This window comes from Achromobacter insolitus (assembly GCF_002209555.1).
Classification (GTDB): domain Bacteria; phylum Pseudomonadota; class Gammaproteobacteria; order Burkholderiales; family Burkholderiaceae_B; genus Achromobacter; species Achromobacter insolitus.
Genome location: NZ_NJIF01000004.1, coordinates 124,390 through 137,327 on the forward strand (window position 1 = coordinate 124,390; position 12,938 = coordinate 137,327).

The window sequence follows — 12,938 nt, forward strand, 5'->3', positions numbered from 1 at the left end:
GGAGCCGGATCCGCGCGGCCCGGCTGGCGCTACGCCGGTTGCTGCGTCTGTAACCGAGCAGAGGGTGAGTAACCGCCGGCATTTATGCATGGCGGCTACCGCAGGGCTTCATAGATGCGGATCGCCAGGTCTTGGGAGATGCCGTCGACCGACGCCAGGTCTTCGATGCTGGCCGAGGCCACGCCGGAGAAGCCGCCGAAGCGGGCCAGCAGGCGCTGGCGGCGGCGGGCGCCGATGCCTTCGATTTCCTCCAGCCGCGAAACATTGCGCGCCTTGGCGCGGCGCGCCCGCATGCCGGTGATCGCGAAGCGGTGTGCCTCGTCGCGCACCTGGGCGATCAGCATCAGCGCGGCGGACTCCCCGCCCAGGGCCACCGGCGGCCGGGCGTCCGCGAACACCAGCGTTTCCAGGCCGACCTTGCGCCCTTCCCCCTTGGCTACGCCCACCAGCGTCTGGATATCCAGGCCCAGTTCCACGAACACCTGGCGGGCAACTTCGACTTGGCCCTTGCCGCCGTCGATCAGCACCAGGCCAGGCATGGGCGCCTCGCCGTCCGCGACCTTGGCGAAACGGCGGCTCAACACCTGGCGCATCGCGGCGTAGTCGTCGCCCGGCGTAATGCCAGCGATGTTGTAGCGCCGGTACAGCGACGGCTGCATGTCGTGGTGTTCGAAGACCACGCAGGATGCCTGCGTGGCCTCGCCCGCCGTGTGGCTGATATCGAAACACTCGATGCGCAGCGCGTCCAGCGCGGCCTCGTCCGTGTCCAGATCCAGCGCCTCGGCCAGCGCCAGCGTGCGCGCGGCGCGGGCGCCAGACTCCGTCAAGGCGCGGGCCAGGGCCATCTCGGCGTTCTTGGTCGCCTGTTCCAGCCAGGCCCGGCGTGCGCCCTGAGGGCGGGTCAATACGCGCGACGGGCGTCCGCCGGCCTGCTCCACCAGCAGCCCGATCAGGTCGGGATCCGGCAAGGCATGCGAACAGACCAGCACCGGCGGCATGGCGTTGTCCGTGTAATGCTGCGCGACAAAGGCCTCCAGCACCTGGGGCGCCGCCTCGCCTTCGGCATGCGCGGGAAAGAAGGGCTTATCGCCCAGATGGCGGCCACCGCGCACCATCGCGAGGTTGACGCACACCTTGCCGCCCGCGATCGCCACCGCGATGATGTCGGTGTCTTCGCCGCTGACGTTCTCCATGGTCTGCTGGTGCAGCACGCGCGCCAGCGAACCCATCTGATCGCGCAACGCCGCGGCCTCCTCGAAGCGCAGTTCGCTGGCGGCCTGCTGCATCCGGCTTTCGATCTCACCCATCACTTCCTTGGCCTCGCCATTCAGGAAGCGCACGGCGCGCTCGACGTCACGCTCGTAGCCGGCGGCGTCGATCGCGCCGACACAGGGTGCCGAACATCGCCCGATCTGATGCAGCAGACAGGGCCGTGAACGGTTGGCGAAAACGGAGTCCTCGCAGGTACGCAGGCGGAAGACCTTCTGCAGGATCTGGATGGTCTCGCGCACGGCCCAGGCGTTGGGAAACGGCCCGAAATACTGCCCGCGCTTGTTCGTCGCGCCGCGGTAATACGCAATGCGCGGCCACTCATGGCCGGTGATCAGCAGGTAAGGATAAGACTTGTCGTCGCGAAACAGGATGTTGTAGCGCGGCTTGAGGGTCTTGATGAGGTTGTTTTCGAGGATCAGCGCTTCTGCTTCGGAACGCGTCACCGTCACTTCCAGCCGCGCCACCTTCGCCACCATCTGGGCGATGCGGGGGCTGGCCAGGTTCTTCTGGAAATACGACGAGACGCGCTTCTTCAGGTCGCGCGCCTTGCCGACATACATGACCTCGCCGGCCGCATCCAGATGCCGGTATACGCCCGGCAGATGCGGCAGGTCAGCCAGGAACGATTTGAGATTGAAGTCGTCGGGCATTCTGATAACGGCTTTCGGCCTGCAAGGTGTCCCAGTCCGGCGCGGCAAAACGCGGCATCAGGCGGCGGATGCGGGCCACGGACTCGGGCGCGTGCTTGAATTCCAGGCGCTCCAGCAACTCGTCGGCCAGGTCCGGGCGGTTGCATACCAGCACCATATCGCAGCCGGCGCCCAGCGCGGCATTGGCCCGGTCCAGGATGTCGCCGGCCACCGATGCGCCTTCCATGGTCAGGTCGTCCGAGAACACCACGCCGTCGTAGCCAAGACGGGTCCGCAGGATGTCCTGGACCCAGCGCCTGGAGAAGCCGGCCGGATGCTTGTCGACCTTGGGGTAGATCACGTGCGCGGGCATCACCGATGGCAGCACCGCGTCGCCCAGCCAGGCATAAGGCGCGGCGTCGTCCTTCAGGATACGCTCCAGCGGGCGCGGATCCACCGGAATCTCGTGATGCGAGTCAGCCTCGACGTAGCCATGGCCGGGGAAGTGTTTGCCGCAGGCAGACATGCCCGCCAGCTGCAGGCCCTGGATCAGGGCGCGCGACAGCATGGTGACCACGCGTGGATCCTGGTGGAAGGCACGCGTGCCGATCACCTTGCTGACACCGTAGTCCAGGTCCAGCACGGGCGTAAAGCTCATGTCCACGCCGCAAGCGCGCAACTCGGCGGCCAGCACGTAGCCCGCTTCGGTCGCAAGACGCATGGCCTGCAGCGGATCGCGGTCCCACAGCGCGCCCAGGTCACGCATGGCGGGCAGCGGCGTGAAGCCATCCTCGCGGAAGCGCTGCACGCGGCCGCCTTCATGGTCCACCAGGATCAGCAATGGCTCCTTGCGGGCCTTGTGGATCTGGCGCGTCAATTCGGTCAGTTGCTTGCGGCTTTCGAAATTGCGCGCAAACAGAATCACGCCGCCCACCAGCGGGTGGCGCAAACGCTTCTTTTCCGCCTTGGTCAGGGTATATCCCGCCACATCGACCATCACGGGGCCGGGCGGCAGGACCGCCCTGGATTTTTTCTTGGCCATGTCAGGCTGTCCTTGTGTCTATGACTGGCAAGCCGGCAGCGCACCACCACTGGAGGTCCGCGCTCAAGGCTTGCGTTCGACCACCACGTAGGCGGCGGCCATGTCGGATTCGTCGGTAATGGAAACATGCGCCGCGCCGAAGCGCTGCTCATACCATTGCAGCAATTCTGGGGCGATCACCAGCACCGGACGCCCGCCAGGCGCGTTCAGCGTCTGCACGCGACGCCAGGTCATGGGCATGCGCATGCCCAGGCCAATGGCCTTGGAAAACGCCTCCTTGGCCGCGAACCTCGTGGCCAGGAAGCGCAGGCCACGCACCGGATCGCGGGCGCGGCGCGCGTGGAACTTCTGGAGTTCCTCGGCGCCGAGGATCTTTTCCGCGAAACGGTCGCCATGGCGCGCCAGCGCGCGCTCGATGCGGTCGATACGCAGCAGGTCCATGCCGATGCCGGCAATGGCGCCCGCGGGCGCGGCGGGGCGTGAGGCGTCAGACATGGAGATGAGCGCGCGGCCAGCGGCAAGAAGCGGTCATCGGGTCGGCGCTCAAAGGCCGCGCAGCGCCTGCAGGCGGGCCTGCACCATCAGCGCCTTCATGTCGCGCACCGCCTTTTCCCAGCCGTCGAACACCGCCTGAGCCACGATGGCGTGGCCGATGTTGAGTTCGGAAATGCCGTCCAGCGCGGCGACGGGCTTGACGTTGCCGTAATGCAGCCCGTGGCCCGCATTCACGCGCAGGCCATGGCGCAACCCTTCGGCCACGGCGAGACGCAGCCGCTGGAGTTCGGCCTCGGCGGCCTCCCCTTCGGCCTCGGCATAGGCGCCCGTGTGCAATTCAATCACCGGCGCACCGGCCTTGGCCGCCGCCGCGATCTGTACCGGATCCGGATCGATGAAGAGCGACACCCGGATACCGGCTTCGGCCAGCAGGCCGACGGCATCCGACACCGGCCCCATGGCGCCCGCGACTTCCAGTCCGCCCTCGGTCGTGAGCTCGGTGCGCTTTTCCGGTACCAGGCAGACGTCGTTCGGCTTGACCGCGCAGGCGATCTCCAGCATTTCGGCCGTCACCGCGCACTCCAGGTTCATGCGCGTGCGCAACTGCGGACGCATGGCGTAGACGTCCTTATCCTGGATGTGGCGCCGGTCTTCGCGCAGATGCAGCGTGATGAGGTCGGCGCCGGCGTCCTCCGCGCGCAGCGCGGCGGCAACCGGATCCGGATAGGTCGTGTGGCGTTGTTGCCGCAGCGTGGCAACGTGATCGATGTTTACACCAAGTTCTATCATTGCACTTTCGTTGTTTCTTCCCAGCCGCCGCCCAGGGCCTTGTACAGTTCCACGCGGTTGATCAGCGCGGCCAGGCCAGTCTGGACCAGGGCGAGCTGGGCATTGAAAAAGTCCACCTGCGCGGTCTGCACCTGCAGGTAGCTGTCGATACCATTGGTATAGCGCAAATTGGACAGTTCCAGCGTGCGTCCCGAAGCGTCCTGCAGGGCACGCTGGGCGTCCAGCTGGGCCCCGTAGGTCGCTTCGCCCGCCAGCGCGTCCGACACTTCGCGGAACGCCTGCTGGATGGACTGCTCGTACTGCGCCACGGCGATATTGTCGCGCGCCTTGGCCAGGTTCAAGCCTTCGCGGATGCTGCCGCCCGCAAACAATGGCGTGGTGATCGAAGGCGAAAAGCTCCAGTAGCCCTGCCCCCCCTTGAACAGGTCGCCCAATGACGGGCTGGCCACGCCCAAGAGGCCGGTCAGCGAAATGGTCGGGAAAAACGCAGCGCGCGCCGCGCCAATATTGGCGTTGGCGGACTTCAGCTGGTTTTCCGCGGCCATGATGTCCGGACGGCGCTCCAGCAGGTCGGACGGGAGGCCCGCAGGCACCGTAGCCAGCAACTGGTCGCGGCCGAACACGGCAGGCGCCGGCAGATCCGGCGGCAACGGCGTGCCGACCAGCAGCACCAGGGCGTTCATGGCCTGCGCCTGGGCGCGGGCCAATTGCGCCAGATCGGACGAGGCCGAGTCCAGCAACGTCTTCGCCTGGTTCAGGTCCAGTTCGGAGGCCACGCCGCCATCGAAGCGACGCTTGACCAGGTTATAGGATTCCTGGCGCGACGCCAGAGTGCGCTGCGTCAGGTCGAGTTGGACCTCGGCGGCGCGCAGGTTGAAATATGACTGCGCGACCGCGCCCACCAGCGTGATGTGCACGCTCTTTTGCGCCTGCTCGGTGGACAGGTACTGCTGGTACGCCGCCTCGGAAAGGCTGCGCAGGCGGCCGAACAGATCGATCTCGAAGGTGGTCAGGCCGATGCCCGCCTGGTAGGAGCTGCTGATGGAGCCTGCGCCGGGCTGCCGCATATTGGCAGGCAGGTGCTGGCGCTGGCCCTGGATGCCGGCGCCGATGCTGGGCCATTGCGCGCCACGCTGGATGCCGTATTGGGCGCGGGCCTCTTCCACGCGCTGCACCGCCACGCGCAGGTCGCGGTTGTTCACCAGCGCCAGTTCGATCAGGCTTTGCAGGCGTGGATCGCGGAAGAACTCGCGCCAGCCCAGCTCGGCCGCGGGCGTGCCTTCCTGCGGCATGACGGAGGTAGACGGCTGGGTGCCCAGCGAAGTGGGCTTGGCGTAGCCGCCGTATTGCACCTTGGGCTGATCGGGCCACGCGCCCGCCACCGGCGCGTCGGGACGCTTGTAATCAGGCGCCAGCGAGCAGCCGGCCAACGCCACCGCCACGAAAGCGGACAAGGCGGTCTGTTTGAACTTCAGGGCTTTCATTCCTTGCCCTCCTGGCCACCGTTGGGTTGTGCGGGATGTTGCGCGGCAGCGTCCGGCGCAGCCTGTCCGGCCGCGGCCTTCTTGGCCGCCTGCTCTTCTTCGAAGGCGCGCAGCTCGGCGCCCAGCAGGCGCGGCCGGGTCTTGAACAGGCCCAGCACCACCACGAAGAAGGTCGGCACGAAAATCACCGCGAACGGCGTGGCGGCCAACATGCCGCCCAGCACGCCCAGGCCCACGGCGCGCTGGCTGGCGGCGCCGGCCCCCGTCGCCATGGCCAGGGGCACCACGCCCAGGATGAACGCCAGCGAAGTCATCAGGATGGGACGGAACCGCAGCCTCGCGGCCTCCACCGCGGACTCGTACAGCCCCATGCCGCGGGCGTACTGGTCCTTCGCGAATTCCACGATAAGAATGGCGTTCTTGGCCGCCAGGCCGATCACGGTCACCATGCCCACCTGGAAGTACACATCGTTGGACATGCCCAGCGCGCTAATCAGCGCCACGGCGCCCAGCATGCCCAGCGGCACCACCAGCATCACCGAAATCGGGATGGCCCAGCTTTCATACAGGGCGGCCAGCACCAGGAACACCACCAGCAGCGACAGGCCCATCAGGATCGGCGCCTGGTTGCCCGCCTGGCGTTCCTGGTAGGAAAGGCCGTTCCACTCGTAGCCGAAGCCCTGCGGCAGCTGGCCCACCAGGCGTTCCATCTCGGCCATCGCCTCGCCCGTGGTGTATCCCGGCGCGGCGTCGCCGCTGATGCGCATGGATTCATAGCTGTTGTAGCGCACCACCTGCACCGGGCCCTGCTTCCATTCGGCCTTGACGAAGGTGGACAGCGGCACCATGCCGCCCTGGCTGTTGCGCGCGTTCAGTTGCAGCACGTCATTGAGCTGCATGCGGTACGGCGCGTCGGCCTGCACCCAGATGTTCTGCATCCGGCCCAGGTTGGGGAACTTGCTCAGGTAAGCGGAACCGACCGCGGTGGAAATCAGCGAGGCGGCCTCGTTGAAATCCACGCCCAGCGCAGCCGCCTTGTCACGGTCGATGGTCAGGCTCAATTGCGCGCCCGGTCCGAGGCCGGTGATACGCACTTGCGACAGCACCGGACTCTTCATGACCAGGCCCATCAGCTCGCCCGTCGCCGCAGCCAGGGCGGCGGAACCCGCCGCGCCGCGGTCCTGCAGGCGGAAGTCGAAGCCGGTGGCGTTGCCCAGGGACGAAATGGCGGGCGGCACCAGGGTGAACACCTGCGCGTCATGGATGCCCATCAGCTGCTTCTCGAAGGCCCGGAAGGCGATCGCGCCCGCGGAATCCTTGCGCTCCTTGCGCTCGCTGAAGTCCTTCAGCGTGACGAAGGCGATAGCGGCGTTCAGGCCGTTGCCGTTGAAGCTGTAGCCCTGCACGGCGATGACGTTCTCGACCGCCGGCACCTCCGAGAAGTACTTCTCGACCTGCTCGATGACCTCGACCGTCCGGTTGGCCGTCGCGCCCGTGGGCAGTTCGATGTTGCTGACCACGTAGCCCTGGTCTTCCTCGGGCAGGAAGGACGAGGGCAGGCGCAGGTACAGCCAGCCCAGCAGCAGGACCAGCACCAGGAATGCCAGCATCATGCGGCCGCCCTTGTGCAGGATGCGCGACACCCAGTTCTGGTAGTTGTGGGTGGTGGCGTCGAACTTGCGGTTGAACCAGCCGAAGAAGCCCTTCTTGTCCTCGTGGTGACCCTTGGGCACCGGCTTGAGGATGGTGGCGCACAAGGCCGGCGTGAAGGTCAGCGCCAGCAGCGCGGAGAAGAAGATGGACACGGCCATCGCGATCGAGAACTGGCGATAGATCACGCCCACCGAACCGCTCATGAAGGCCAGGGGCAGGAACACCGTCACCAGCACCAGCGTAATACCGATGATGGCGCCGCTGATCTGCGGCATGGCCTTCTTGGTGGCCTCCTTGGGTGGCAGGCCCTCCGTGGACATGATCCGCTCGACGTTCTCCACCACCACAATGGCGTCGTCCACCAGAATCCCGATGGCAAGCACCATGGCGAACATGGTCAGCACGTTGATGGAGAACCCGAGCGCCAGCATCACGGCGAACGCCCCCAGCATGGCCACCGGCACCACCAGGGCCGGGATCAGGGTATAGCGTACGTTCTGCAGGAACAGATACATCACCAGGAACACCAGCACCATGGCTTCCGCCAGGGTGTGCACCACCTGTTCGATGGACACCTTCACGTAAGGCGCCGTGTCGTAGGGGATGGAATAGGTGATGTTGCCCGGGAAGTACTTGGACAATTCCTGCATCTGCTGGCGCACGCCCTGCGCGGTGGCCAGCGCGTTGGCGTTAGGCGACAGCACGATGGCGAACGCCGCCGTCGGCTTGCCGTTCAGGCGAGCGCCGAACTGGTAGTTGTCAGCACCGACCTCGATGCGCGCGACGTCGCGCAGCAGTACCTTGGAGCCGTCGGTATTGGCGCGCAGCACGATGCTGCCAAAGCCCTCGACCGTGCTCAATTGGCCGTTGGCCGTGACCGTGGCGGTGATGCGCTGCGACTCGGGGTTGGGCGGCGCACCGATGCTGCCGCCGGAGATCACGACGTTCTGCTGCGCGATGGCCTGGTTGACCTGTGACATGCTCAGGTTGAAACCCACCAGCTTGGCGGGATCGACCCAGACGCGCATGGCGCGCGGCGCCGCGAACAACTGGAACTGGCCCACGCCAGGCACGCGCGATACCGGGTTCTTGATGTTGCGCGTGATGTAGTCCGCCAGCGCGGTCTGGTCCAGCGAGCCGTCGGTCGACGAGACCGCCGCCACCATCAGGAAGCCGGTACTGGTCTGCTCGTATTGCAGGCCCTGCTGCTGCACGGCGGTGGGCAACTGCGCAACCACGTTGGACACGCGGTTCTGGACGTCCACCTGCGCAAGGTCCGGGTTGGTCCCGGGCGCGAAGGTCGCGGTGATGGTCGAGGTGCCGTAGGAATCGCTGACCGACTCGTAGTAGATCAGGCCCTTGGCGCCGTTGAGCTGGTCTTCGATGATACTGGTGACCTGCTCGGCCACTTCGTTGGCCGACGCCCCCGGGTAGGTCGCCGTGATCGTGATCGCTGGCGGCGCCACGTCCGGGTACTGCGAGATTGGCATGTTCGGGATCGCCAACACCCCGGCCAGCAGGATGAACAGGGCGACTACCCAAGCGAAAATCGGTCTATCAATAAAAAATTGCGGCATGTGGGCTGACTCTGAAAGCGATGCTCACCAAAGAGGAACGCGGCGCTTGCGCCGCGTGCCGCTTAAGATTTCTGGCCTGCGGCCTTGTCCTGCTGCGCGGGCTCGGCCGGCTTGGCGCCAGGCTGCGGGGCGGATTCCGCCGGCTTGGCGCCGGGTTGCGCAGGAGCCTGGCCGCCCGGCGCGGCTGCGCCGTTCTTCTTCCATTCGCTGGCTTGAACCGGAGCGCCGGGGCGGACCTTCTGGAATCCTTCCACCACGACCACGTCGCCGGCCTTCAAGCCGCTGGTGACGATCCAATTGCTCTGGAGGGCGCCACCCGTGGTGACCGGAATCTGCTCGATCTTGTTGTCCTTGACCAGCATCAGGCTTTGCAGGCCGTCCGCGGTGCGCTGCAACGCCTGCTGCGGCACCATCAGCGCCTTGTCGTCCACGCCTTGCTCCAGGCGCACGCGCACGTACATGCCGGGCAGCAGGATGCCGTCGGGGTTGGGGACCTCGGCGCGCAGGTTCACCTGGCCGGTGCTCGGGTCCACCGTGATGCCGGTGAACAGCAGCTTGCCCGGCTGACCGTATTCGGAGCCGTCTTCCAGCACGATGGTGGCGCGGGCGGTGTCCTTGCCGACCTGCTGCAATTGGCCGCTGGCGAAAGCGCGGCGCAGGGACGCAAGTTCCGCGGTGGATTGGGTGAAGTCGACGTAGATCGGATCCAGCTGCTGCACCGTGGCCATCTGCGTGGCCGAGGTGGCCTCGACCAGCGCCCCCTCGGTGACCAGCGGCTTGCCGATGCGGCCCGTGATGGGCGAGGTCACGTCGGTATAGCCGAGGTTGATCGCGGCATTGTCCTGGGCCGCCTTGGCGGCGGCGACAGCGGCGTCCGCCTGGCGGTACGACGCCACCGCATTGTCATATTCCTGCTTGCTGACGGCATTGGCCTTGACCAGCGGCGCGTAGCGGTCGGCCAGCAGCTTGGCGCTGAACAGATTGGCCTGCGCCTGCTTGAGCTGCGCTGCCGCCTGATCGTACGCGGCCTTGTACGGCGCCGGATCGATCTTGAAGAGCAGCTGGTTTTCCTTGACGTCTCCGCCCTGCTCGAAGGCAATCTTCTGCACGATGCCGGTAACCCGCGAGCGGATCTGCGCATCCCGCACGGCGTCCACGCGGCCAGGCAGTTCGGATACGATCGGCGCGCGCTGCGGCTGGATCGTAATGACGCTGACCTGCGGCATGCCAGGGTTCATCTGCGGCTTTTCACCGCAACCCGCCAATATCAGCGCGAGGACTCCACCGGAAAAAGCCAGCCCAGAAATACGTTTAGGCGAAAACCGCATTGAAACCCCCGCGTAGCGTAGTAAACCGTAATCGCGTCAAGTAACCGCAGTATTTAACCGCGGCTTCTGGCCACGATCAAAAACAAGAAGCATGCGTCATCAAGGCACGTAATTAGCCCAGTAATGTAACTCAGTTATTGGGGAAATCACTGATTTTTAGTGCTTCAAAGGCCGCGTACGGGGGGCTTTCGTACAACAAATCAGGTATCGGAAAGCTCCATGAGGTTACCCAGGAACACATAGCCCATGCCATGCACCGTGTGTAGCGGCAGCCTTGCGCCGGCCCGCAGGACCTTGCCCCGCAGGCGGCAAATGGCCACGTTCAGCGTGCGCATCGTGGTGCGCCGGCGCACGGCGATGAACTCTTCACGCCGCAATTCCCTGCCGGGATTGGCAGCAAGGCTCAACAGGCAGGCGCGCTCCAGGGCGCTCAGCCCGATGCGGGCGCCATGCGGCGTCAGCAGGGTCCAGCCCTGGTAGAGCAGCGTCCACCAACCGTCCGTGGGAAAAGAGGAATTGGCCGCGCGGACGGACGCGGACGGAACAAGGCGAGCGGGGGCTTTCACGATGGGTCTCCGCCGGGACGGTCCGCGCCGCGCAGCACGGCGGGGCCGCTCCCGGAACAAGGTTGCAGGTTGTCCTGGGAGACTACCGGCGGGAGCTCGCCTGCGGCGGCATCCGCACGCACCTATCAGACCGATCCGATCCCTTGCCTGACCCGTACCGATCTGTACGGGTCATGAGCGACCCGCGTCCGGCGATTCAGGTGCGTTTGCCGTTGCGGTGGATATCGTGGGTGACGAAGCAGCTGTCCTGCGTAGGACGAGCGAGGATGCCCGGCTTGGCCAACGTGGCGCGGATGTCGGCCAGGCCGGACTCCCAGTGCTCACGCATGGCCTCGGTGCCGAATTCGTAGTCCTTGGAGTAACGCTCCCGGTGCTTGGATTCGTAGATGAGGTTGATGATGTTGGTAGCCGGCGTATGGGACAGCTTGCGGATTTCCGCGAATTCGGCCGCATTGCGCTCGGCTTCCGGCAGCTTCTCCAGCAGGCGCTGCAAGCCATGCCGCAGCTTGAGCACGCGCCTCAACTGATCGGTGACCAGTCGGGTCCGGCTGGAATACTGGATGTCCTTCTGGCGCTCGGCCACTTCCTCCAGCGTGGTGGGCAAGCCGCCGCGCGCCGGCCACAGGTCGACCTGGAACGCCAGCGTATCCCGCATGTTGTCGGTGGTGAGCACCTGGGCCAGCGGCGTGTTGGATACCACGCCGCCGTCCCAGTAGTGCTCGCCGTCGATCTCGACGGAAGGAAAGCCGGGCGGCAAGGCTCCTGAGGCCATGATGTGCTCGGGGGCCAGGGTGTCCTTCAGGCTATCGAAATAGGCGAAGTTGCCGGTCCGCACGTTCACCACGCCGAAACTGGCGCGCACTGTTCCGCTGTTGAGCAGGTCGAAATCCACGAACTCCCGCAAGGTCGCGGCCAGCGGCGTGGTGTCATAGAAGCTGGTGGATGCGGCGCCCTTGCCATGCACGAGGTAAGGCGGAGGAAAACGCGGTTTGAAAAAACCCGGTTGCCCCGAGAACAAGGCCTGGAACGCCGACAGCCGTCCATTCATGACGGGTGAGCCGAAGCCGAACGGCAAGCCTTCGAACATGGGGCTCAGCGTTTCGCCCCAGGGCACCGAGGCGAAGCCGGCTGGTCGGCAGATGCGTTCCCAGAACCCGCGCAGGCGCTCCACGCGCTCGTCTTCGCGGGAGCCGGCGATGATCGCCGCATTGATCGACCCGATCGAGATGCCGGAAATCCAGTTGGGACGGATGCCCGCCTCGTGCAGCCCCTCGTACACCCCGGCCTGGTAGGCTCCCAGCGCTCCCCCGCCCTGCAGCACCAGGGCAACGACTTCATAGGGCGGCGTGTCGCCGGTATCTTGGGTTGGGGCCTTGCGACGAGTGCTCATGCAGCATCCTCCAGGCAGGGCTGGCAGGCTGCCCTACGGTTTGCTTTTATCCGGCAATTGCGGCGCGGCCACGCCCGCGCGGAACGGATACTTCGAGAAAATCTGCGCGACCACCTTGTCCGTGTTTTCGGCCGAGGCGGACGCGTCGGGCTGGACCTCGCCCACCGCCACGCCTTCCCACACCAGTTGCCTGCGGCGCGCGTCGACGAGGTCGATGTTCAAAGTGCCCTCAGTATATTGGTAGACGTCATCGCCCCAGCCGTAACCGGGCCAACCGCCATAAAAGCCCGCGCGATAGCCGTAATACGGGCCCATGGGCGGCGCGGCAGGCGTGACCTGCACCTTCTGCTGCAGCTTGGCGCTGAAGTTGACCAGCAGGTCGGGATTGGCCGCGCTATAGGTATAGCCGCGCATTTCCATCTGGCCGCGCGTGGCGTCCTTGAGGCGCTCGGTCAACAGCGTGCTGTAGCCAGCCCTGTCCGTGCCCAGCGGCGACATATAGCCGAACGTCCGGTACTGCGCGAAATTTGCTTGGTGGTCGTAGTCGCTCTTGACCGTGGGGCCGGAGGCGCAGGCCGCCAGCAGAGCCGTCATGGAACCCGCAGCCAGCAATTTGAACGCTTTCATGTCGTTTTCTCCGTGAGCCCGAGGCGTACACATAGTGCCGCGAAGCCCGCAAAATTTCAACAGAATCTCATTCTCATCGCACGGAT

The 12,938-nt window shown here is 65.8% G+C and carries 10 protein-coding genes; all 10 read right to left on the reverse strand.

All coding sequences use genetic code 11. The features are described from left to right. Nucleotides 1-95: 95 nt before the first annotated feature. On the reverse strand, nt 96-1,922 hold the full coding sequence (gene uvrC / locus CEY08_RS15675) for an excinuclease ABC subunit UvrC (protein ID WP_042794356.1): 1,827 nt from the start codon (nt 1,920-1,922) through the stop codon (nt 96-98). After that, nucleotides 1,885-2,943, reverse strand: a complete 1,059-nt coding sequence (nagZ, locus tag CEY08_RS15680; protein ID WP_063641206.1) for a beta-N-acetylhexosaminidase — start codon at nt 2,941-2,943, stop codon at nt 1,885-1,887. The genes uvrC and nagZ overlap by 38 nt, the downstream gene beginning before the upstream one ends. A 63-nt stretch (nt 2,944-3,006) precedes the next feature. Then, nucleotides 3,007-3,438, reverse strand: a complete 432-nt coding sequence (acpS, locus tag CEY08_RS15685) for a holo-ACP synthase (protein WP_042794358.1) — start codon at nt 3,436-3,438, stop codon at nt 3,007-3,009. Between the two features lie 48 nt (nt 3,439-3,486). After that, the gene (pdxJ, locus tag CEY08_RS15690; RefSeq protein ID WP_042794359.1) at nt 3,487-4,227 is read right to left on the reverse strand and encodes a pyridoxine 5'-phosphate synthase; all 741 of its coding nucleotides are present in this window, start codon (nt 4,225-4,227) and stop codon (nt 3,487-3,489) included. Continuing rightward, nucleotides 4,224-5,711 (reverse strand): efflux transporter outer membrane subunit, encoded by a 1,488-nt coding sequence (locus tag CEY08_RS15695; protein WP_076814583.1) that lies wholly within the window; start codon nt 5,709-5,711, stop codon nt 4,224-4,226. Before CEY08_RS15695 ends, pdxJ begins: the two co-directional genes overlap by 4 nt. Continuing rightward, nucleotides 5,708-8,941 carry a multidrug efflux RND transporter permease subunit gene (locus tag CEY08_RS15700; protein WP_076814585.1) on the reverse strand — a complete coding sequence of 1,078 codons (3,234 nt, stop codon included), beginning with the start codon at nt 8,939-8,941 and terminating at the stop codon, nt 5,708-5,710. Before CEY08_RS15700 ends, CEY08_RS15695 begins: the two co-directional genes overlap by 4 nt. 62 nt (nt 8,942-9,003) lie before the next feature. Further along, nucleotides 9,004-10,269, reverse strand: a complete 1,266-nt coding sequence (locus CEY08_RS15705; RefSeq protein ID WP_042794361.1) for an efflux RND transporter periplasmic adaptor subunit — start codon at nt 10,267-10,269, stop codon at nt 9,004-9,006. A gap of 200 nt (nt 10,270-10,469) precedes the next feature. After that, on the reverse strand, nt 10,470-10,835 hold the full coding sequence (locus tag CEY08_RS15710) for a helix-turn-helix domain-containing protein (RefSeq protein ID WP_042794362.1): 366 nt from the start codon (nt 10,833-10,835) through the stop codon (nt 10,470-10,472). A 196-nt stretch (nt 10,836-11,031) separates the two neighbouring features. Further along, nucleotides 11,032-12,225 carry a patatin-like phospholipase family protein gene (locus CEY08_RS15715; protein WP_063641203.1) on the reverse strand — a complete coding sequence of 398 codons (1,194 nt, stop codon included), beginning with the start codon at nt 12,223-12,225 and terminating at the stop codon, nt 11,032-11,034. Nucleotides 12,226-12,258: 33 nt separating this feature from the next. Further along, the gene (locus tag CEY08_RS15720) at nt 12,259-12,852 is read right to left on the reverse strand and encodes a DUF4136 domain-containing protein (RefSeq protein ID WP_063641202.1); all 594 of its coding nucleotides are present in this window, start codon (nt 12,850-12,852) and stop codon (nt 12,259-12,261) included. Between the last annotated feature and the right edge of the window lie 86 nt (nt 12,853-12,938).